This is a genomic window from Lutibacter litoralis (assembly GCF_014646675.1).
GTDB classification, from domain to species: Bacteria; Bacteroidota; Bacteroidia; order Flavobacteriales; family Flavobacteriaceae; genus Lutibacter; species Lutibacter litoralis.
The window spans coordinates 137,247-159,929 of sequence record NZ_BMNS01000002.1 but is presented as its reverse complement, the minus strand read 5'-3'; the positions used below and the strand labels follow the sequence as shown (position 1 = coordinate 159,929).

Here is a 22,683-nt window from a genome sequence, read left to right as displayed (position 1 = left end):
CTTAAAATTTATATTACTACTTTTTAAATGGCAGGGTCTGCTGGAGTATTAGGGTTATTTTCTCTTTCTATTGTTGGGTAAGGGTAAAAATTTCTATTTCTTTCGTTTGTTGTGTTGGCTGCGGCCGGAACAACAAAATTTGGGTGAAATCTTTTGCTATCTCCAAATCTTAATCCAGTTAAAAATAATTCGATACATCTATTTTTATAAATTTCTTCTAGAATAGCATTTTGATTTGTTTCGTCACCTGTCCAGGCAGGTAAGTTAGCATTAACACCTAGTGGATCATTATTTTTTTGTCTCACTAAATTTAGTTGAATAACAGCTTCAGGTAATTGATTTTGTCTTGCAAATGCTTCAGCTTTGTTCAAAAGCATTTCTCCATGAAGATAAATTGGTATTGCAGATGTGTTTGTCTCAAAGAATCCGATCATTTCACTAAGTGGTTGACCACCAGCATCGCCATTTGCGAAACCAGCATCGTTTCCTAAGTAGAAATTTACACGTCCATCACCCGTTTCAGGAATGTAGGTTCCAAGTAATCCAAAATTAGTTTGAGGATCTAAATCGGCCGAATTTACAGTACGATTCCATATAGGGTTTTGGTTGTTAGAATCGTAAATCCACATTGAATTTGTTGGATTACTACTGTTTATTACATCATTGGCTGCATTAATTGATTCGGTATAATTACCAGCCAATAAGTAGTATCTTGAAAGAAAGGCGTTTATAGTTTTTTCTAGGTTCATGTCTGACCATAAAACAGTTGATTTAAATTCATCAGAAATTGGTGCAGAAGACATGGCGTCTTTCGCTTCTTCTAATAATGAAATACAACTTGCCAGTACGGTGGCTCTGTCACTAAATTCGGCAGCTCCGTCAGCGGCATTGTCAATTGGGGCTTGTTCAAACATTTGAATGAGAGCACCTAAGCTCATAGCTTTAAAAAGGTTTCCATAAGCTAATACACCACTTCTTGAGCCTGCTGAAAGTTCAACTGTATTTGCGCCTTGAATTAATGATTCCGCCATCCCTTTGGCTCGCAATAAGTTTACCCAAGGATTTGTAATACCTCCACTTTCTCCTGGTAATTCAGCCCCTCCCTGAGCCAATTCATTAATATTTAAAAAAGTATTTGTAACTCCTAGCTCTCTAGTTGTAATTCCTGGAGCTTCAATAACTTGCCTTAATGCCGTCACTGAATAGTATTGTCGTATTCCGGTTGCTAAAGCAAATAAGCCTTCTTTCGTTCCCAAAACAACATCCTCAGTTGGGTTATTTGGGTTTTCAAAATCAGTGTCGCAAGCAGTAAATATACCACTGCTAATTAGCAAAGCACCTATAATTGTTAATATTTTTATATTTTTCATTTTATTATATTTTATAATTATTAAAAAGTAGCTGTTACACCAAATTTAATTACACTTGGTATCGGAACAAGCCCCATAATACCACCTCTAGCTCCGTTACTTTGTCCATCCATGTTTACTTCTGGATCATATCCTGAGAAATTATCTATAGAGAATAAATTACGTCCGGTTAAAGTAAATTTAATATTATCAACTCCTTGTAGAGGGGTTTTTAATAAATAGGAAGCAGAAACTTCTCTTAGTTTTATATAAGAACCATCTTCAATATAAGATTCTGCAATGCCAAAATTAGCAGCACCTGTTCCTCTTACACTTTCTCCACTTAATTCACTGCCTGTTTGGGCTCCTCCTCCAAATCTATAAAACATACGTGTGTCCCAACTTAATACATCAACACCTTGTACAGCGTCAAATTGTAATCTGAACGAGAAGTTTTTGTATTTCAATTCATTAATTAATGAGGCTATAAAATCTGGGTTTGGATCTCCAATTACTTTACTTAGTGAAGTACCAGTTGGTTGTCCTGATGCATCTCTTTCTGGAGCAGGATTCCCGTTTACATCGTAAGAACCTTTTTCTCTTTGAGGAATTCCTCCAGGAGTTAACAATAAACTTCCGTCATCATTTCTAGCATAAAATCCTTGGTAAAAAACTCCTAAAGGTTGTCCGTTTTTAGCAACTGAAAAACCGAAGTTTCCTATACCAAATTGTTCACCCTCAATTTTATTTACTTCATTTTTATTTGTTGAAAAAGTACCAGTAACAGACCAACTAAAGTTATTTGTTTGAATTGGGTTAGCTGTAATTAACGCTTCAAAACCATTATTAGTCATTGTTCCGATATTTTCAACTCTTGATCCAAAGCCTGTCGATGGTGACAATGTTCTAGCTAATAAAAGGTCTTTAATATCTTGTTTGTAATAAGTTAGTTCTACACCTATTTTATTATCAAATAGTCCCATGTCAATACCAAATTCTACTTCAGTTTGTCTTTCAGGTTTTAGGTCAGCATTACCCAATCTGGTAGGAGCGACTAACCCTGAAGTTCCGTCGATACCTATTGCTGAGTAATTTGACAATCTATCAAAAGGGCCGATTGCTGTTAAATTACCTGCTTGACCCCAAGCGGCTCTAACTTTAAAGCTATTAATTGAACTTCCAAAGTTGTTTTTCCAAAACTTTTCTTCAGAAACCAAATATGACATACTTGTTTTTGGATAGAATTGATTTCTTTCATCTTTACCAAATACTGAAGAACCATCCATCCTAATTGCTCCAGTAACAAAAAGTTTATCGTAAATACCAAATGTTTGTTGTAAAAAACCTCCCCAGAATGATCTTTCACTTCTACTTTCATTAGTTGAAATTGAGGCAGCTCCATTTGTAGTTTTTACACCTAAAGCTAATCCACTAGCAGAAATAGAACTTAATAATGTTTTATCTGTTTGCCAAGAAAATCCTCCTGTAGTTGTTGACTTTATATTATCATTAATATTTTTATCAAAAGAAGCATTTAAATCACTATTTAATTGTTTTGTATTAATAGTAGTATTTGTTGCACTTCCTAAGGCAATTGTAGTGGTTCCAATTGGGATGTATGAGTTTCCTAAAGATTCGGAATTGTCATAACCAAGAATATAATTTATTTTAAGTCCATCTGAAGGGTTTAAAGTAAGTTGTAAATCACTAATAGTTCTTTTATTTTCTTGATTGAAGTCAAATGTTTCGAGATACTCTAAAATATTTGGGTAAAAAGTCATTGTTGGATAATTACCATCTGCATCTGCACTTGGATCTATTGTATTGTTTGTAAATAAAATAGTCGGTAATATACCTGCAACATAACCTCCGTTGGGTTGGTCATTACTTTTACTTGCAGAAAAATAAGTCCCAAAAGAGGCGGAAGCCCAATCATTTATTGTTTGATTAATTCTAACTCTTCCACTTTGTCTTTCATAGTCTGTACTTTTTAAGATACCATTATTTTGTAAGTATGAAAATGAAGCAAAATAGTTTGTATTTTCCTTTCCTCCAGACATAGAAACGTAATTATCTGTTCCAGTTGAATTATTAAAAACCATATCTTGATAATCATATCTAGTAGCAGGAACCTTATCAAGAACGGTAATATCACTTGAGGCCCACTCAAAAGGCTCTTCGTTAAAAGCTCGTTTCTTTCTTAAAGAGTTAAAATTTATACTACTAGAAACTGTAATTACAGGTTCTCCAGATTGTCCTTTTTTTGTAAATATTTGAACAACACCATTACTTGCTCGTGAACCGTAAATGGCTGCTGCTGCTGCTCCTTTAATTACTTCAATTCTATCAATGTCTTGAGGGCTAATATCAGATAATCTATTTTGAACTACACTAGTTGTTCCTAAAACATCAATAGAGTTATTGTTTACTATTACACCATCAATAATATACAAAGGGTCAGAACTCCCATTAACGGTACTAGCACTTCTTAATCTAACACTAATACCACCTGCTGGATCCCCAGAATTTTGTGTAACTTGGATACCTGCCAATTTTCCAGAGAGACCTCCTGTAATATCTACAGATGCAGATTCAGTAATTGCTAAGCCTTTAACAGTAGAAATCGTATTACCTAACTGCTTTTTGGATGTTAATGCCCCAGCTCCAGTAATAACTACTTCGTCTAATCCAAGAATATCAGAATTCATTGTAACGTTATTTACTATTTGACTTTCATTGGTTAAAGTGATTTTTAACTCTTTACTAACTAGGCCTAGGGATCTAAATACTAGCGTATAGTTACCTGGATTTAGGTTGACTTTTAAAATATAATTTCCAGAAAAGTCTGTAATTTCACCCAAGTTGGTGTCTTTGAGTTGTACGCTAACACCAGGAACAGGACCAACATTATCAGTTACAGTACCTTTTAATGTGTACGAATTTGTTTGTGCTTGAAGGGAAATCCCCAGCATCATAAGCACAAATACGCTGCTCATAAATCGAAATCTCTTATAAAAAGAGAGGTTTTCATTTGTTTTGTTCATAAAAATGGTTTTAAAATAATAATAGATTACTCAAAAGTAGCATTTATTTTTGTAAAACGGCAATAAATCATTAAAAAAACGCACACATTAACATTTAAAAACGCATAAAAACGCATAAAATATTTTTAAGTAAGTGTTTCTAAAGAATTTTAACACCCTTTTCTTTGAACGGAATAAAGATTTCGTTTTTTGAATTCAAGTCGGTAATAAGCGTATTTATTTTAATTATTGGAGTAACAGGGTACCTTTTAACTTCATTGATTTTATTATTTGTACATAATACAATTACTTTTTCGCTAGCTTCAATCATGCACTTTTTGATATGCGAAACTTCCCAGTTGGGCTCAGTCATTCCGTTTTCAACATTGATACCTCCTGTTCCCATAAAGCATAAATCGGCTCTTAATTGTGAGATTGAAGAAACAACATCTAATCCAACAGTAACTTGTGCGGGTTTGTTCAGTTTTCCACCAATAAATATAATTTCTATAGAAGGATGTTCTGTAAGTTGCAGTGCTATTGGAAGACTATAAGTATAGATAGTTGCATTTATATCAGAAGGAATTATTTTAGCTAGTTGCAAATTTGTTGTGCTACCACTCATTATTATTACTTGGCCGTTTTTTATAAGGCTTACAGCCTTTTTGGCAATATTATTTTTTTCTTTTAAGTTTGAGAACTTCCTTTCTTCGTAGGATGGTGCTTTAGTATCTACTGGGAGCGCTCCTCCATGAACTTTTTTGATTAGTCCTTTTGCGGATAGTTCATTTAAATCTCTTCTTATGGTGTCTTCAGAAACCTGCAACTCAATGCTTAGATCTGCTGATAAAACTTTTCTATTTAGTTTAATCTTGTCTAATATAAGGTGTTGTCTTTCTTCTTTTAGCATATTATTTCATTAATTTATTATGTAAAAGTAATACAAATATGTAACTTTTTGTTTATGTGAAATGTCTTTTGTTTTTAATTGATTAAAGTTGAATGTTTTTAAATATTTAAGTGAAACTGCATTTTTAAAGCGGTTTTATGCATTCTTATTTAAAAGATTAATATGTATATTATTTAATTGTATTAGTTAATTTTTCTAAATCACTTTTAGTATGGTTTGCTGTAATTACAATTCTATTCATATAGCTTTCATAAGTAGGATATTTAAATCTAGCGATAATAATATTGTTTTGTAGTAACTTTTCATGTAAAACATCACTTGTTGAATAAATTACAGGGTATTTTTTATTAAATTGAAAGTTGTTGTTGGGTTTTAAAGCGTTCTCTAAAAAGTCTAAGTTATTAAAAAGCTTTTTTCGCTGATTTTTATAAAGATTATTACTTTTAAGAAAAGCCTCTAAATAAGCTGGATTTGCTCCAGATGACGATATAAAAATAGGCTCAGCACTAATTACTTTAATGAAATCCTTATCAGAAGCAATAATTCCGCCTGAAATACCAAAAGCTTTTCCTAAGGATGATATTAAAATTTTCCGATTTAATTTGTTAGAGTTTATTGAAGAAAAAACTCCCTTTCCATGTTTGCCAATAACACCCAGGCTATGTGACTCATCAATAACTAAAGTTATCTTTTTTTGTGGTGAAATAACATCTAAAAAATCAAATGAAGTGGGTTGTGTTTCTAAAGCTAATATAGCATCAGCTGTAATTATAATTTCTTCTAAAATATCATTCTGTAAAAGCGGATTTATTTTCCCATTTAAAAATAAAGACAAACTATCAGGATGCAAAACCGCAGGATGGGTTTTTGGATAATGAAAGAATTTCTGAGTGGTTTTAGATAAATAATCAATAACCATTTTACCAGCTAAAGTTCCAGAAGAAGTAGTAAGGCTGTCTTCACTTCCTAAGAAATTGGAGAAGTGTTTTTCAGCTTCTTCATAAATGGCTAATTTTATATTGGCGTTTCTTGAGCTTCCATAAAATGTTCCCCATTTTTTTAAACCTTCAAAAATGTTTTTTTGAAATTCTGTATTTGAAGCCATTCCTAAATATGAAGTCCCTCCAAAATATAAATATGGTTCTTTGTTTACAGAAATTTTTCTGTTTGGAAATTCATTTACAATCATTGATGTTTGGTTAAAGTAATGCCAGTTCCGTTTAAATCACTGTATTTAATAATTCCATCATTAATTGTAACTCCTGTAGCAATGTCTTCAGCTAATAACATAGCGCCATCCATATCTACATAATCTAATAATGGCAAAAGATGTGCAATTGCAGAAATCCCAACAGAAGATTCTGTCATACAGCCAACCATAGTTTTCATATTTAATTCTTTAGCTTGAATAAGCATTCTTTTGGCTGAAGTTAAGCCACCACATTTTACCAGTTTAACATTTACACCATGAAAGTGATTGTGGCATTTTAAAACATCTTCTTCAATTTGACAGCTTTCATCTGCTATGATGGGTAATACAGATTTTGAGAAAACTTCTTTATGGTCATCCCATTCATCAGCTTTTAGTGGTTGCTCAAGAAATTCAACTCCTAGTTTTTTGAGTTGAATTGAATTTTTTATGGTTTCCTCAACCGTCCAACCGCAGTTAGCATCAACTCTAAAAACTGCATTGGTATGTTTTCGTAACTCTTCAATTATTTTTATATCTTCTTTTGTGCCAAGTTTTATTTTATAAATAGGCCAAGGAACTTCTTTCATTTTAGCTACCATTTTCTCAATAGAATCAATTCCAATGGTATAATCAGTTAAAGGGTTTTTACTGATGTCATAGTTCCATAACTCATAAAGCTTTTTTCCTTGTTTTTTGGCAAATAAATCATTAAAAGCTAAATCTAAACCACATAAAGCAAACATATCATGTTTTAAGTGCGGATACATTTTATCCCAAAAAGCTTCTGTAGTTAAATGAGAGTTTTCTTTAATTAAAGGTTTTAATGAATTTAAATCATCTATCATTTTTGGAATGGTAATGTTGTAATATGGATTAGAAGTTGCTTCTCCATACCCAGAATATTCACCATCTTTTAATTCAATAATAAGCGTTGGTTGTACATCGTAAGATTCTCTTGAAATAGTGAACGTGTGGCGTAGTTTTAAATTATACGGTTTTAAGATTAGTTGCATATTGTAAATATTTAATATTTGATTTTTTATTTTTTGAATAAAACAGTAGAATTATCTTTGTTAACTTTTAACTCAATAGTTCTCCCTAAAATAAGCGCTAGATTTATGTCTTCATGACCCGCTGGAAAATTAAAAAGTACTGGAAAATCGTAGTCTTTAACAACATCTAAAATAAGTTGTTCTATAGTTGTTCCCCAATGTGTACTGTTTTTTTTAACATTGCTAATATCTCCAACAATAATACCGTTACAATTTTCAAAATATCCGGCGCGTTTTAGACTTTGTAACATGCGGTCTATATGATAAGCATATTCGCCAATTTCTTCAAAAAATAAAATTTTACCATCGGTTTTAATACTTGTTTTTGACCCGAGCATGGTGTGTAAAAGGGTTAAGTTTCCTCCAACAATTTGTCCAGTGGCTTCACCTAATTTATTATAATCTGAGCTTTTTATGGTGTAATATAATTGATTGCCAAAAAGGGACTTTTTTAGAGATGTAGCATTTTCTTCTAAAAATTCACAATTTTCATTCAAACTAATTCCCATCATCGCATGAATGGTTTCAAATCCTAAATTATGAATTTGATTATGAAAAGCTGTTATATCCGAATATCCAATAACCCATTTAGGATGTTTAATAAAGGTGCTATAATCTAATTTGTCTAAAATTCTTACAGAACCATAGCCACCACGTGCACACCAAATAGCTTTTATGTTTGGATTATCTAAAGCTTTTTGAAAGTCTGAGGCACGTTCATTATCTGTACCAGCAAATTGATTGTTTTGTGTGAAAATGTTTTTTCCTAAAACAACATTTAAACCCCAGCCGTTAAGTAATTTTTTTGCTTGTTGAATTTCAGCTTTTTTGTTAAATAAATTTCCAGCGGGAGAAATAATAACTACCGTATCTCCTTTTTTAAGATAAGGCAGTTTTTTTATTATTTGGGTTGTTTCATTTTTTGTAAAATTGGAATGTGTTTGTTGTTTAGATTTACAACTCACATTCACCATAAAGATTAATAAGATGCAGTAGAAAAATAGTTTCATAAATTTAATAAAAGTGTTCATGTAAATATAGGATTTTTCTTGTTGAAAGTCTAATTGAAGAACACAAAAAACACATATCAATAAAGGTTTTTTTAAGATTTTAATAATTTATGATTAGTTAAATTATTGTACAGTAAAATTGTTTTAAATTTGATTGTTAGTTGAATTTTAATAATTGGTTTTATTGAATTGTTATAGAGATTCAAATCATAAATAAATTCCAAAATAAAATAATATGAAACAAGTTTTTACTAGTGTAATGATGCTTTTTTTTATAAGTATTTCAAGTCAAAATAATGACTTCACATCAAATTTGTATGAAACCTATGATAATTACAAAGAAACTAGCTTAATAAATAGAAGGATAAAATATAAAAATATAAAGCCTTTAATTAATAAGTTGGAGGAGGATTCAAAATATACAGTAAAAAAAGTGGGTGAATCTATTGAAGGTAGAGATTTAAATTTAGTGAGTGTTGGTAAAGGAAATATAAATGTTTTTTTGTGGTCACAAATGCATGGAGATGAACCAACGGCAACACAAGCTATTTTTGATATTTTTAATTTTTTAAATAGCAATGATTTTTCTGAAGAAAAAGAAGCCATTTTAAGTAAGCTGACGCTTCATTTTTTACCGATGTTAAACCCTGATGGAGCTGAAAAATATACAAGACGCAATGCATTGGGAATTGATATGAATAGAGATGCTTTAAGATTGCAATCGCCAGAAGGGAGAACGTTAAAAAGTGTTCGCGATAGCTTAAAAGCAGATTTTGGATTTAATTTACATGACCAAAGTATTTATTATAATGCCGAACGGACAGATAAGGTTGCTACTATTTCATACTTAGCGCCTGCATATAATTTTGAAAAAGAGATTAATGGAGTTAGAGCGAACGCTATGAAAGTTATTGTTTTTATGAATCAAGTTATTCAAAAATATGCGCCAGGACAAGTTGGAAGATATAATGATGATTTTGAACCTCGTGCTTTTGGAGATAATATACAAAAATGGGGTACAAGTGCTATTTTAATTGAGTCTGGAGGTTATAAAAATGATGTAGAAAAACAAGAAATTAGAAAGTTAAACTATGTTTCCATTTTAGCTGCAATTTATACCATTGCTAATGGTACTTACAAAGATATTTCGGTTGAAGATTATGAAAAAATTCCTCAAAATGATCATAAATTATTTGATTTAAAAATACAAGGGGTAACCTATCATCTTTTAGATAAAGATTATGTTATTGATTTGGGAATCAATCGTTTTGAAGTTGATGATGAAAATTATTCTAGCTTTTATAATGTAGGTAGGATAATAGATCAAGGTGATTTATCTACTTTTTTTGGGTATGAGACTTTAGATGGAAACGGGTATATTATTGAGCAAGGAAAAGTATATCCAAAAACTTTGAAATCTATGGATAATCTGTTAGATTTAGATATTTATCAGCTTTTAAAAAATGGCTATACTTATTTAAGAATTGAGGATTTACCAGATAATAAAAAGTACTTGAATGCTCCAATTCATTTAATTGAAAGTGAATTTAAAGCTCCAGAGTTAAAAATTAACGTAGGAGCAAATCCTACTTTTTTGTTAAAAAAGGATGGAAAAATTAAATATGCAATTATTAATGGTTTTTTAATTGATTTAAATAGCAAACAAAACAATTTTAATAATGCGTTGATTTTTAGAAATTAACAATAAAGCTACTTTAATAGTTGTCTCTAATAAATTCAAAAACGGTTTGCATTTGTTTTCTAACATCATTTGTTTTGGTGGTGAAATGATTGTTCATGAAGCTGAAAATTAAAACTTTACCCGATTTTGTGATTAGGTATCCGCTTAAAGAGTAATTATTTCCAACGGTGCCAGATTTTGCGTAAATGTATGGTGTAGGATTACCTTCATACCAGTTTTTTAAGGTTCCAAGTTTTCCTCCAACTGGGAAGAAATTGAACAGTCGATCTTTAGGGATTTCTGAATGTAATTTAGTTAAAACTTGCACAAATGAAGTTGGTGTAAATAAATTGTACCTACTTAACCCTGAGCCATCTACCCATCTAGGTTGCTGCTTCAAATCTTTTAGTTGGGTTTTAAGAATTTCTTTTCTTATTGTGGTAGAATTTAATGTATCTGAAAGGGTAGAAGATGTTAAAATAAGTATTTGTTCGGCTAAAAAATTATCGCTTTCAAGCATCATTCGTTTATATAAAGAATCTGATGGAATGCTATAAGCAGTATGTTCCATTTTTTTTATAGAGTTGCTTTTGATTGTAACTTTGTTGGGTAAAAGATCATTCCATAATTTAGTTACTAATAAAGAATCCATAACCATAGGAATTTCTTTTAGTTTCTTGTTATTAGGTTGGTAGAAAAAATGGTTAGAACAATACGCTCTATTAAAGTTTGATTTTTTAAATTTCACATTATTCTTTAATATTTTAGGATTGATTAAAGAGTCTTTTTCAAAATCAACTGTAAGTATGTTTCCATACATTGGAAAACTACTTCTTTCAGGACTAAAATAAGTATCGTAATCTTCCCAAGCCCAACCAGGACCATATTTTTCATCTTTTATATTGTTAATTATTAAAGTTACATTTTTATAATTTTTAAACATTTTTAAAGCAGTACTATCTTTAAAATAGGAATGTAAAAAACTTGGATCTCCAGTTCCTAAAACTGTTAAAGTGTCTTTTTTAATAGTGTATTTAAATGCTGGAATTTTTTCTGGTAAATACTGTAATCCAGTATATAAAGTGAAAATTTTTGTATTACTAGCAGGTGTAAAATATTTATCAGCATTAAAACTAAATAAAGTATCATTTGATTTTGGATTGTAAATTAGTACTCCAGTGAATTGATTATTAAAGAAGCTACTATTGAGTTGTTTAGTGATTTTTTTTGAAACCTGTGCAGATTTACACCCGATTAGTAGAAATGTTAACCCTAAAAAAAGATATTTTAATTTAAGCATGTTTAGTTGTTTTGATACTTTTCGATTTAATTTAAAGGATAAAACCCATTATTATGTATATAACAACCGTAACTCCTCCTCCAATTAAAGCGTAAGGTAATTGTGTCTTAACATGGTCTATATGATCTGTTGCAGAAGCCATAGATGAAATAATTGTAGTGTCTGAAATAGGAGAACAATGATCTCCAAAAACACCACCTCCTAAAGTTGCAGCAATGACAAGCCCAAAATTAGCCTCGTGAATATTTGCCATAGGAATTGCAATAGCAATCATAATTGCAAAAGTTCCCCAAGATGTTCCAGTTGAGAATGCTATAAAAGCACTAATAATAAAAACTATTGCTGGTAAAAATTCCGGCGATAACCATTCTTTAGACCAGTTAGCTATAAATTGGCCAGTACCTAATTGATTGCATGCATCACTTATAGCAAATGCAAAAAGCATTAATAATGCAAGAGGTATTAATTCACTAATTCCTTTTAAAGTTAAATCTACCATTTCTTCTACTTTCATAATGCCTTGTATTTTGTATAATATCATAGCAACAAGTATAGCTGTAATAACAGCATATAGAACAGATGATGATCCAGAGCCTTCTCCTATGGCTTGAGATAAATGATTAGAAAAAGAGGTATATTCTTCGACTTTATTCCAACCGGTATAAGCAAGGTTTAAAGGCATCATTATTACCATTGTAAATAATGGAATAACCATATTGTATGCTTTTGCTTTAATGCCTTCTTTTGGTTTATAAGAAGTTATTGTTTCAGAAATCATAGGTTTGGCGTTGTCATTTAAAAATTTTCCAGTCTCTCGTATTCTTTTTTCTGCTTTTGCCATTGGACCAAAATCTTTTTTAGAAACGATTATAATAAATACAATTGCAATGGCAATAAAAGGATAAAAATTGTATTTAATTGAAGATAAAAGTACCGAAAAAGGCTGGTCTATACCCTGCGTAATTAACAATCCCATAATAAAAGCTCCCCAAGCATTAAAAGGAATAATAATTGAAGAGGGTGCAGAACTTGAATCTGCAATATAGGCTAGTTTTTCTCTAGAAATTTTTAGTTTATCAAAGATTGGTCTGTAAAGTGTACCAACTGTTAAGGAACTTATACTGGTTTCAACAAATAGAATAATACCTGTTAATAAAGCTAAAATTTGAACAATAATTCGACTATAACCACTTTGTTTTTTTTCAAAATAATCAATAAGTATATTAATTTTATTTACAAAGCCTTCAACCCCTTTAGAGTATTGAATAAATAGTAAAAGAGCACCAACAAGTGCACTAAACATAATGGTTCTAGTATTTCCTTCAGATTTAAATACATTTACCATTCCTTCTATGGCGGCAATAGTACCTTTAATGAAATTCCAGTCATTCATAATAAGCCAAGATGACCATATTCCAAAAAGTAATGCTATATAAACTTGTTTAGTTCTTAAAGCAAGTACAATTGCAATTAGTGGAGGTAAAATTGATAGAAATCCGTAGTTGTCCATTGGCATAATAATTATAAATAATTTTTTTCTAAAAGAATATATGAGAATGTGAATATAATCAAACTAAATAATTTGATTACATTTTATTCAAAAATCCTTAATGTTTTTTATTGTGTTAAAAGACTTCTGTTTTTTAAAAGAAGATAGTAAAGGGCTTAAAATCAAGGTAAAATAATCTAGAAAAAGATTGTTTGAATGAATAATAAAATAAAAAGTATAATTAATAAAACTTATAATAGTGGAGACGCCGGGAGATTCTTGGGCTCACATTTATATTTACGATTACACTACTAGAGAGTAGCAGGCATCAATAAAATCAATACTTCACATTGCATTTCAAATAACATATTTGTTGAATGGTATTTAATACTATTTAACGGGATGGATATAATGCTGACTAAATGCTGACTAAACTTTGGTCAGTAACTAAATAACCTATAATTTTATTAATCAAAATCATCGCAGATGGCAACAATTAAATATTTACTTCAAAGTAAATCAGATAGTGCACCTATTTATTTAAGATTATCTATTGATAGAACTACATCATTTAAGAGGAAAATTGGACAAACCATTGACTCAAAAGATTGGAGTGGGAGAACAGGGTTACCGAAACAAAACAATACCGATAACAAGGGATTATTAACTAAGTTAAAGAATTTATCTGCTGTAATTCTGAAAAATCTTAACGAAGGTAACAGTTCTGGAGAAATTATTTCGGGTGATTGGTTGCAGCAAAAAATTGATATTCATTTTAAAAGAATTGTTCTTAATGAATTAGATTATTTAACTGTTTATGGAGATAATTTTGTAAAAGAACTAAATTATAGGGTTTCTCAAGATAATAAAAAGGGAGTTTCATTATCAACAAAAAAGAAATATCAGACAATAGTTAACAAGCTAAAGAATTTTGAAAAGATCAGAGGAAAGAAACTTTTAGTTACCGATGTTGATTTAAAATTTCATAAGGAATTTATGAAGTATTTGAGTGAGGTTGATAAGCTTTCGGATAATACTGTAGGTAGATATCTAAAAGTTGTAAAAACAATATGTTTAGATGCTCAACGTAATGGCATTCAAATTAGTAGTCAAATTCAACATTTTAAAGGGTTTACTGTAAAATCTCCTATTGTGACGTTGTCTTTTGAAGATATTGGAAAAATTAAAAATAAAGAATTTATAAATGAAAATCACCAGGTTGCAAGAGACTGGCTTTTGATAGGTTGCTATACGGGGCAGCGGGTATCCGATTTAATGCGAATGAATAAAAGTATGATTCAGCGTATTCAAAATTTTGAGTTCATTGTTTTGACACAAACTAAAACCAATAAACTAGTTCAAATACCAATTCATCAAGAAGTAAGAAGTGTTTTAGATAAATATAATGGTGAATTCCCTCCTTTATTCAATAAGCTTCTAGAGACCAATAATGTTTTGTTTAATAGATATTTAAAGCAATTAAGTCAAATAGCTGAAATTAATGATGTAGTTGAAGGAAATAGATATAATGATAAAACTGATAGATATGAAAGTGGTAAATATGAGAAGTACAAATTGATTTCATCTCATATATGTAGGAGAAGTTTTGCCAGTAACTTTTATGCTAATAGAAAATATCCTACTCCGTTACTTATGAATATAACAGCTCACAGTACTGAGAAAATGTTTCTAGAATATATTGGAAAGAAACCTATAGATTATGGATTACAATTGGCTGAAATTTGGTCAAAAGAAGCTATTAAAGGATCTAAGGAGAATAAAGTTCATGTAGTTTCAAATAATTTAAAAGTTAATGAATAATGGAATATGGTGAGCTAAATAAATTAACGGATTTATTAAAATATCAATTAATAGATGATAATACATTTTGTGATTTTTTAGATGAAATAAATAATCTAATTCAAAATCTAAAAAATGAAATTGAAATCAATTGGGAGGCAGCGGAGAACAAAGATTTTATACGTTATGCGGACGAGGAAATAATTGCATTGAAAAAAGCCCTTGAAGATCCTGTACTCAAAGTAACCTCTGAAGCGATAAATAAATATTTTTTTATTAATAATTCAGGATATTATAGAATTGATGATATTTTGAAAATGGATAAAAAAACAAAATTATATACAGATTTATCTTTTCCTCATAAAAGAGCGCAATATGAAAAACTAGCGGACTATTACTATTTTATTCAAAAAGATTTTTTGGGGTTTACTAAGTCGTATTTTATTACTGAAGTAATTACTTATCTTAAATTTTATTTAAACAAAGCAAAAGACACAGATTTCCCTGAACTATTTAGTTCGTTTAGTGATTATAATAATTTTAAGATTTATGTAAAAAGTTATATTATTAATTCGTTTCCAGATTATAGTTATTTAATTCAAAGAATGAAAAGAGAAGAGAGGATCAAAAAAAGATCTCATACTCAGTATATGACGTGGTTAAATGAAAATAAATTCATTAATGAAAAGACATTAGATTATATGTTAGAAAAGGAATCCTTCTCTACCGAAAAAAAATCAAATGCTCTATTTAGAATAAATAATTATGACTTAGTTTTCAATTAGTTTAGAGTGTATTCAATACTTTACCGATTTATCGGAAAAAACAACTGTTGATAGGAATTGATTCCGTCTGAAATTTGTCGAAAGTTTAACAATTAAAATTTTCGATAATGAAGACTATTCAATTAATTCAGATTACTCCTGAACAACTGCAAGATGGTATTATCAAAGCCATTAATTCTAAAATAGAGGATTTAAAAAAGAATTTCAAACCTAAAGAACCAGAAGAATTACTTACACGTAATGAAGTCGCTGAAATGTTTAAGGTCGACTTAAGTAGCATTCATAATTGGTCCAAAAAGGGCAAGTTAAAAAGCTATGGTATTTCTGGTTCAGGAAGAATCTATTACAAAAGGAGTGAAATAGAAGAGTTATTAATTCGAACAAACTGATTATGAGAATATACTTGCCTCATAATTTAGATTTAGATGAATTGATAGAAAGGAATCCAGTTCAAATAAAGGCTTTTAAGAAGGATAAATTGGCATATGTAATCAACTTGTTGACGATTTGTAATTATCCTGTAGAAGGCTTAAAAACGAATTTCTTTATTCCTTTAAACTCTAGAAAACTTAAGGTTGTAGTAAATAACTACAAAGCTTATTTGAATTATTTAATTGATTCAAAAGTTATTAAGTCAGATAATTATTATAGACCAGGTGAAAAGTCAAAAGGCTATAGATTGTCAAAAAGGTATTTTACAAAAATTAAGGTTTATTTAATGGAAGATTTCACACTTATTCAAACATTAAAAAGGGAAGAAAAAGCTAAGCTCAAAACTGTGAGAACCTATAAATACTTGTCAAATTTTTTTTTTAATTCTAAATTGGAAATAGATGAAGATTATGCTCTTAAATTTATTGCTGAGGAATATTGGTTATGTTCAAATGAAATCAAAATTTGTAATGAGAGAAAAAATAGATGTGTAAATAAATATAATAATTCTATGTTGACTATATCCAAAATCAAAAATCAAAATTTTTCTTTAAGTATAGATAATACTTCTCGCAGATTTCATTCTAATTTAACAAATTTAAGAAGTATATTAAGAAATACTTTGACCTATAACGGGGAAAAATTAATTTCAATAGATATTAAAAATAGTCAACCATATCTTAGCTTATTATTGTTTAATTATGATTTTTGGTCAAAAAAAAAAAAAAAAAACAAAAAAAAACAAAATTATTGAATATTCAAGATATTATGCATAAAGTACCAAGGAGAAATCCAATAAATAGAAATAAATTAAATATTTATAAGATATTTTCAGATATAGATTCTTACATTATGTGGGGAGAAATTGATAGAGCTATTGAATTTAAAGGGTTTGACGAGTATATGCTATTAGTTTTAAAAGGAGAGTTGTATGAGTATTTAGAGCATGTTTTTGTTGATGAATTAGGCGAAGAATTTAAGGATAGGGAGAGTGTCAAAAGCGTTGTGTTTGAAGTTCTATTTACTGACAACAGGTTTATTGGTCAAAAAGGTGCTGAGAAAAAAAGATTGTTTAAAAAGAAATTTACTGAAGTTTATAATTTATTCTCAATATTAAAGCGTAAAAACAAAACTGTATTGCCTATTCTGTTACAAAGAATTGAGAGTTATTTGATTATTGATGTAATTGCAAAGAGGATCTCAAAAGAAATTCCAGAAGCGCCAATTTTCACTATTCATGATAGTATAACAACAACCGAAGAGTATTATTTTAAAGTGCGTAAAATTATGGATGAAGAATTGACTCTTGCAGTTGGGTTTAAACCAAGTTTAAAAAGAGAGGAGTGGTGTAAATCAAATATAGAAAAATATTTAGAAGAGTTGAGAGGTAAGAAAAAAAGTGCTTAAAAAAAAGAAGTATACGCTTTAAATTTCCAATAACTTAAAAAAAGAAGACAACTTCAATTCTCTTGATTCACAAATTTTATGAAGTGTATTTATAGGGATTCTATAGCCCTCTTCTTTTAAAATCTTTCTTACAGTCTTTTCATCAATATTATGATCGATAGCAAAACTCCTATTTGATTTACTTTCACTAATCCAATTATCAGAAATATAATTACAAATTTTTTTGTTAATATCAATCATACAACAAAAGAATATTTTGTTTGTATAAAAAGCGCGGACTATAGGACGCGTTCCTGTGATTATTTATTATATTTGATATGATAATTACTTTGAAATTGCTCATCACGTATTATTTAAAAATTTAACAAATGGGAACATTTATAGCAATACTTGTTATTCTTGGAATAATTGGAGGTTTTATGTCACGATCTAAACCTACCATACCTGTTGAAAAAACAAGGTTTCAATCTTCAAATCAATTCTCAACTGAACATTACAACAGCATACCTAATGAAATTAGGAAGCTGATTGATGAAGAAAAATCTTTAGAATTGGCAGAATTATTAGTAAAAATTGAAAAAGATGGACATAATCAAAATCTAAATGCTCTTTTGAAAGCAATAAAATTTAGGAATTATGAATTGAGTAAATCTATGGAGGTTATTAGACAAGATTTAAGAAAAAGAAATTACTTAAAATAAATATATGGCAACAGAAATAGTAAATTCAATTAAAAGACTAGATAAAAGAAGTTTTTCAGATTATAATTTTTTAGTCACAGAAGTAAGTAGATCTATAACTGATTTAGCTGAGCAAAATACAGCTGTTTTAAGAAATAATAAAAATCTAGAGGATTATACTTTAAGATCGAATACGGTTGACTTTTTGAAAAGTGAATACAACAATAAATTAAGAGAATTTGTTAATGTCTTTTTATGGGCAGGTGGTGAAGAATTGATTAGAGAGGAATTATCAACTAATCCTGAAATTTTAAATACAATTTTAAGACAATCATATAAGTACTTAGAACCTTGCATTGAGCAATCTATGAGTGCTGGTTTAAATGGACCCTCCTCTATCCACACTGGAAAGGTTTGGACGGATCATTTTAAAAGAAATTATGATTCTGGATATTATTTAAAACCTAAAAACGCAAATTCCGAAGAAAAATCAGAAGGATGTTTTATTGCAACATATGCCTACAATTCATATGAACATAAAGAGGTTCTTATACTAAGGAAATATAGGGATGAGGTTTTATTTAAAACAGAATTAGGAAGGAAGTTTATTGAGATATATTATAGATATTCTCCTTTTCTAGTGGGTTTATTTGAATTTGTCAATTTCCCAAAGACTCTTGTTAAGAGCCTTTTGAAGGTTATTATATTTGTGATTAAAAGAAAATAGAGAGAGGAACTATGGAAAAAGTTATTGTTTTAAATTCTCAGCAAAAATTTATTTTAGAACAAATTATTGATGAGTTAAAATTTGCTTTAAGGAAAACTTATTCTGAAGAGGATCTAATAAAATTGTCATTGCTAATAATAAAAGAAAGTGGTAAGCAAACTTATTTTTCTAAAAAAGAGACTCTTTCAAATCTTTTAGACAATCTAGGAAATTATTCTAGTAAAGCTTGTGATATTTCAAAAGTCAAATATTCTAAATATAGAAAGAATGGATTTGAAAGTGAGTTTAAAAAGGATCTATTTTTCACTACAAAAGCAATAGAAAATTCTCCTGAAAAGATTTCAAGTTTTGTTTCAAAAGTTAAAGATAAGTCGATGATCTTTAAAAATGAATTTATATTAAAATCTAAAGAAGAAAAAATTGAAATAATATCAGCCTATACAATTGGAATCTTAGTATACTTTGCTAGTGCAGGAGGTATTGATCACGAAGGGGGTTTGCCAGATTCAGATTTAAGCGTAGGTATAGGTTTTCATAGGCATATATTAAGTCATTCAATTATTTTAGGTTTTGTAGTTGAATTTATTATGAGAAGTGGCATAGAATTATTTAATGCTATTAATAAAAACTTACCTGAATTTCATCATTCATTTTGGGATAGGACTAATACGTTTATAGATAATAATAAAGGGATCGCGATAGGTTCTATGTGGTTAGGAATAGGAACTCATTTAATAAAAGACTCAGGTGTTTTTGGACATGGTGTTAAAGCATATACAGGACTGCCATTTGAAATGTCCATGGCTGGACATCAAGGTTTATTTATGGCTAATGGTGTTGCTTCAGCAATGGCTTCATATAGTGAACAAAAAAAGAAATGATTTTTAGCTTCATTTTTTTTGAGGTCTCCAAACAAAAATTTCAAAAAAAATAAAAATTTGTACTCTCATTTGGCTATAATGAAAACAGACCACCTATTTTTCCGTTTTTGGTATACGCCCCTTGTTTCTAAAACTCAAAAAAGAGAGTTTATTTTGACTATAAATTAAATTCTTATTTCTATTTTTTTTGTGTTTAAAGACTTACTAACTTTTTCAGTCATTCAAACACATCAACTACTATCCAATACTTCGATAAATAAAAGAAATATAATGTTCCGTTTAATCCTATTACTTCTATAACATAGATATAATAGCCATTAGAATAGTTCACGTCTTATTCTAATTCAAACTATAAAAACTCTAAAACTTAGGTTCTATTTATAATTATTTATGTTTTATAAATTTTTGTTAGAGTTAAAAATAGCATCATTAGTTTTAAAAACTTCTTAACCATTAATCCACTTATTAATAAACAAAGTCCTGGAAACAGGCATATTCATATGAGAACAAATGAGATTTTAGTTTTACACACAGACAAAGGCTATGTTGCCATTGAAGGAAATCAAATTTTTGATTTATGGAAAATCAAATCCTTGAAAATAATCTATGAAGAATTAAGGCAGAGGTATCCAACCTACAAGGTTCACTTATTTAGTATGAATCGAATAAAATATCAAAAGGCGGTTGAGGTATCTGTTGAGTACCTGAAAGATTACAATCAATTAAACACATTTAATACACAGAATATTAATCTTAAAAACAATAACAAAATGAAACATTCAACATTTAACACAGAAACAGCTAAAACATTAGCAAAAGTATCAGTGGGTTTTACAACTCAGAAATTGGCAGGAGCATTGCATCTGTCACTACAAACTGGAGCGGATATTCTGCAATTCAGTGCTAATACTGTAGCGAACGGAGAAGCATCAATTTTAACCAAATTAAAGACCTACAACGAGCCTTTTGAAGATTTAGTTAAGATAAGGCAAGAAAGAACCAAAGGTTACCAAAAAGCTTTAAAAAGCACTTCTAAAAAGGTTATAGAATCTTCTACAGTTCTGAAAAATAAAATAGAGAATCTATTAGTTAATTATAGAATGAAACCAGTAAATCAATCAGTATGAGACGAGCAACATTAAAACCAGAAGTTATTGAAATTCTAAAAAGAAAGAAATGCGTAAAACCTCCTAAAGAAAAGAAGAAAACATTTCTAAATCAAATACCCGAAATCAAGCCCTTGCCTTTTAAGTCAGGGGCTTTTTTATTTGTTGGACTTATTTTGGTAGGGTTGTCAATTGGATCTACAATTGGAACCTATGTGTTTTTTGGAACAATAACCTTAGTAGGCTTAATTGCTTTAGTCGAGAGCAATAAATACATTAGATATATAGTTGAAAAAAGCAATAGATTATTAGACATCCTTATTTTTGGAGTGACCTTGTTTGCGACTATATCATTAGGGATTACAATCACTGCAGTACTAACATTTGCAGGGCTTGGCTACTCATTAGTATATGCGCCTTATTTAAGATCTCAAAATAAAAATTGATCTAATTTATTATCAAATAATTAATACAAACCTTCAAAAGGGTGATGCTTCAATGTATTGCCCTTTTTTAATGTCATAAAATTATGAAACATACAATCGCAGAAGTAAAAATTTCGTACCATCCAAATCGATTAAAAGGAGCAGTTAAAATTACAAGTAGTGAATACGCTGGAAAAGTCATTCGTGAAAATTGGAACCAAGGAACTTTAAACCTATACGAAGAATTTAAAATACTGCTGATGAACAATAGCAATGAAGTTTTGGGGTTGGCACCTTTATCACGAGGAGGAATGACTGGAACACTTGTAGATATGAGAATTCTATTTGCTACGGTGATAAAATCTGGAGCAACTAGTATTATAACGGTCCACAATCATCCTAGCGGAAAGTTGAAACCTAGTCAAGCAGATATCAATATTTATAACAAAATCAAAGATGCAGCAAAGCTCTTAGATATTAACTATTTAGATAATCTGATTATCACTGAAGATGGTAAATTCAGCTTTATGGATGAAGGTTACTAAGTGTTTTTAGTATAAGGCATTTGTCGACAGTAGAAATTCATTCAATAGATTTTTTTATTAATTATAAAACTAAAGATTATGTTAGTAACAAACTTTAAAGTATTCATCTCAAGAAATGGAAGTGGTAATATTTCATACTCGAAGAATAAATTAAATTACAAAGTTATTATTTATAAAGAAGATAAAATACTCAAAGAAATATTTGATAAATATTATTTTCAATTAGAACAGTTTAAACTTCGACATTATGCAATTGCAAAATGGATAGCACGTGATATAAGAAAGGAAGGCTATACTTTTAAAGCTTTTGCTAGTAATAAACAAAACATTAGGCCAATTAAAATAAAAAGTAATATTAAAAACTGAATATTATGAAAAACAAGGAAACAATTTTACTTTACAACATTACTCCAGTTGAGCTGAAAGAAATGATTATTGAAGATTTAAAAATTGAATTAGAAAAACTTATTCTAAAATCTAATATGCCTGAATTCTATAGTGTGAGTGAAGTTTCAGAACTTTTAGGGTTATCTAATCTGACAATTTACAATTATATAAAAAAAGGATTTTTACCTGCTAATAAAATTGGTCGAAAAATTCAGATTAAAAGAACAGATGTTGAACATGCTCTAAAAGAAGGAAAATCATTGAAATATAGAAGATGAATATATTTTAATAAAAAAGCCCACCTCAAAAGAGGTGGGCAAAAATTGCTATGAAAAAGAAGAGCTACCAAGCGGCAACTCTCATATTCAAATATACAAAATTTTACTTTTAATGAAGCTATTTATATTAGCTTTTGAAACTTTTTAAGTAATAATCACATTCAAACAAAAACTCTCAATTCTTGCATACTACCTCATTTATTTTAGCTATTTTTAACCTTGTT

Annotated in this window: 23 protein-coding genes; 14 read left to right on the top strand and 9 right to left on the bottom strand. The window is 29.4% G+C overall.

Translation table 11 applies throughout. The annotated features are described in order from the left end of the window. Positions 1–23: 23 nt before the first annotated feature. The 6 genes from IEW75_RS03490 to IEW75_RS03465 all read right to left on the bottom strand — a co-directional run bounded on the left by IEW75_RS03490 (position 24) and on the right by IEW75_RS03465 (position 8,536). Entirely contained in the window at positions 24–1,370 is a 1,347-nt protein-coding gene (locus tag IEW75_RS03490) for a RagB/SusD family nutrient uptake outer membrane protein (protein ID WP_134247470.1), read from the bottom strand. A 20-nt stretch (positions 1,371–1,390) separates the two neighbouring features. Continuing rightward, complete coding sequence (locus IEW75_RS03485; RefSeq protein WP_134247471.1) at positions 1,391–4,393, bottom strand: SusC/RagA family TonB-linked outer membrane protein; 3,003 nt, start codon at positions 4,391–4,393, stop codon at positions 1,391–1,393. 139 nt (positions 4,394–4,532) lie between these two features. After that, a complete protein-coding gene (locus tag IEW75_RS03480; RefSeq protein WP_134247472.1) occupies positions 4,533–5,282 on the bottom strand; it encodes a DeoR/GlpR family DNA-binding transcription regulator in 750 nt (249 codons plus the stop codon). 169 nt (positions 5,283–5,451) lie between these two features. Continuing rightward, positions 5,452–6,471, bottom strand: a complete 1,020-nt coding sequence (locus tag IEW75_RS03475; RefSeq protein ID WP_134247473.1) for an aminotransferase class I/II-fold pyridoxal phosphate-dependent enzyme — start codon at positions 6,469–6,471, stop codon at positions 5,452–5,454. Next, positions 6,468–7,487, bottom strand: a complete 1,020-nt coding sequence (locus IEW75_RS03470) for a dipeptide epimerase (RefSeq protein WP_134247474.1) — start codon at positions 7,485–7,487, stop codon at positions 6,468–6,470. Before IEW75_RS03470 ends, IEW75_RS03475 begins: the two co-directional genes overlap by 4 nt. Positions 7,488–7,513: 26 nt before the next feature. Then, on the bottom strand, positions 7,514–8,536 hold the full coding sequence (locus IEW75_RS03465) for a S66 peptidase family protein (RefSeq protein WP_229714387.1): 1,023 nt from the start codon (positions 8,534–8,536) through the stop codon (positions 7,514–7,516). A 235-nt stretch (positions 8,537–8,771) separates the two neighbouring features. On the opposite strand from IEW75_RS03465, the gene IEW75_RS03460 reads away from it, so the two are divergent. Next, positions 8,772–10,238, top strand: coding sequence for a M14 family metallopeptidase (locus IEW75_RS03460; protein WP_134247475.1), 1,467 nt, complete (start codon positions 8,772–8,774; stop codon positions 10,236–10,238). A 13-nt stretch (positions 10,239–10,251) separates the two neighbouring features. Here the strand turns inward: IEW75_RS03460 and IEW75_RS03455 are convergent, their stop codons facing one another. Together IEW75_RS03455 and IEW75_RS03450 are read right to left on the bottom strand one after the other, a co-directional pair. Beyond that, a complete protein-coding gene (locus IEW75_RS03455; protein ID WP_134247476.1) occupies positions 10,252–11,517 on the bottom strand; it encodes a D-alanyl-D-alanine carboxypeptidase in 1,266 nt (421 codons plus the stop codon). A 31-nt stretch (positions 11,518–11,548) separates the two neighbouring features. Further along, a complete protein-coding gene (locus tag IEW75_RS03450; RefSeq protein ID WP_134247477.1) occupies positions 11,549–13,027 on the bottom strand; it encodes a Na+/H+ antiporter NhaC family protein in 1,479 nt (492 codons plus the stop codon). A 465-nt stretch (positions 13,028–13,492) separates the two neighbouring features. On the opposite strand from IEW75_RS03450, the gene IEW75_RS03445 reads away from it, so the two are divergent. The 5 genes from IEW75_RS03445 (at position 13,493) to IEW75_RS03425 (ending at position 17,430) form a co-directional block, all read left to right on the top strand. Then, positions 13,493–14,827 (top strand): site-specific integrase, encoded by a 1,335-nt coding sequence (locus tag IEW75_RS03445; RefSeq protein WP_134247478.1) that lies wholly within the window; start codon positions 13,493–13,495, stop codon positions 14,825–14,827. Further along, positions 14,827–15,591, top strand: coding sequence for a hypothetical protein (locus IEW75_RS03440; RefSeq protein WP_134247479.1), 765 nt, complete (start codon positions 14,827–14,829; stop codon positions 15,589–15,591). The genes IEW75_RS03445 and IEW75_RS03440 overlap by 1 nt, the downstream gene beginning before the upstream one ends. 107 nt (positions 15,592–15,698) lie before the next feature. Beyond that, positions 15,699–15,980 carry a helix-turn-helix domain-containing protein gene (locus tag IEW75_RS03435; RefSeq protein ID WP_134247480.1) on the top strand — a complete coding sequence of 94 codons (282 nt, stop codon included), beginning with the start codon at positions 15,699–15,701 and terminating at the stop codon, positions 15,978–15,980. Positions 15,981–15,994: 14 nt separating this feature from the next. Next, positions 15,995–16,777, top strand: coding sequence for a hypothetical protein (locus IEW75_RS03430; protein ID WP_134247481.1), 783 nt, complete (start codon positions 15,995–15,997; stop codon positions 16,775–16,777). Next, complete coding sequence (locus IEW75_RS03425; RefSeq protein WP_134247482.1) at positions 16,774–17,430, top strand: hypothetical protein; 657 nt, start codon at positions 16,774–16,776, stop codon at positions 17,428–17,430. The genes IEW75_RS03430 and IEW75_RS03425 overlap by 4 nt, the downstream gene beginning before the upstream one ends. A gap of 18 nt (positions 17,431–17,448) precedes the next feature. Here IEW75_RS03425 and IEW75_RS16040 read toward each other — a convergent pair whose 3' ends face one another. Then, positions 17,449–17,670: a helix-turn-helix domain-containing protein gene (locus IEW75_RS16040; RefSeq protein ID WP_134247483.1), complete on the bottom strand. Its 222-nt coding sequence runs from the start codon at positions 17,668–17,670 to the stop codon at positions 17,449–17,451. A 128-nt stretch (positions 17,671–17,798) separates the two neighbouring features. Between IEW75_RS16040 and IEW75_RS03420 the strand changes: the two genes are divergently transcribed. From IEW75_RS03420 to IEW75_RS03385, 8 genes are all read left to right on the top strand, one after another. Further along, the gene (locus IEW75_RS03420; RefSeq protein ID WP_134247484.1) at positions 17,799–18,131 is read left to right on the top strand and encodes a hypothetical protein; all 333 of its coding nucleotides are present in this window, start codon (positions 17,799–17,801) and stop codon (positions 18,129–18,131) included. A gap of 4 nt (positions 18,132–18,135) precedes the next feature. After that, on the top strand, positions 18,136–18,837 hold the full coding sequence (locus IEW75_RS03415; RefSeq protein WP_134247485.1) for a CFI-box-CTERM domain-containing protein: 702 nt from the start codon (positions 18,136–18,138) through the stop codon (positions 18,835–18,837). An 11-nt stretch (positions 18,838–18,848) separates the two neighbouring features. Continuing rightward, on the top strand, positions 18,849–19,718 hold the full coding sequence (locus tag IEW75_RS03410; RefSeq protein ID WP_134247486.1) for a hypothetical protein: 870 nt from the start codon (positions 18,849–18,851) through the stop codon (positions 19,716–19,718). 500 nt (positions 19,719–20,218) lie between these two features. Then, the gene (locus tag IEW75_RS03405; protein WP_134247487.1) at positions 20,219–20,845 is read left to right on the top strand and encodes a hypothetical protein; all 627 of its coding nucleotides are present in this window, start codon (positions 20,219–20,221) and stop codon (positions 20,843–20,845) included. Next, entirely contained in the window at positions 20,842–21,270 is a 429-nt protein-coding gene (locus IEW75_RS03400) for a hypothetical protein (protein ID WP_134247488.1), read from the top strand. The genes IEW75_RS03405 and IEW75_RS03400 overlap by 4 nt, the downstream gene beginning before the upstream one ends. Before the next feature lie 83 nt (positions 21,271–21,353). Beyond that, a complete protein-coding gene (locus IEW75_RS03395) occupies positions 21,354–21,794 on the top strand; it encodes a JAB domain-containing protein (protein ID WP_134247489.1) in 441 nt (146 codons plus the stop codon). Positions 21,795–21,872: 78 nt separating this feature from the next. Further along, positions 21,873–22,160 carry a hypothetical protein gene (locus IEW75_RS03390; protein ID WP_134247490.1) on the top strand — a complete coding sequence of 96 codons (288 nt, stop codon included), beginning with the start codon at positions 21,873–21,875 and terminating at the stop codon, positions 22,158–22,160. Between the two features lie 5 nt (positions 22,161–22,165). Further along, positions 22,166–22,459, top strand: a complete 294-nt coding sequence (locus tag IEW75_RS03385; RefSeq protein WP_134247491.1) for a helix-turn-helix domain-containing protein — start codon at positions 22,166–22,168, stop codon at positions 22,457–22,459. Positions 22,460–22,683: the final 224 nt, after the last annotated feature.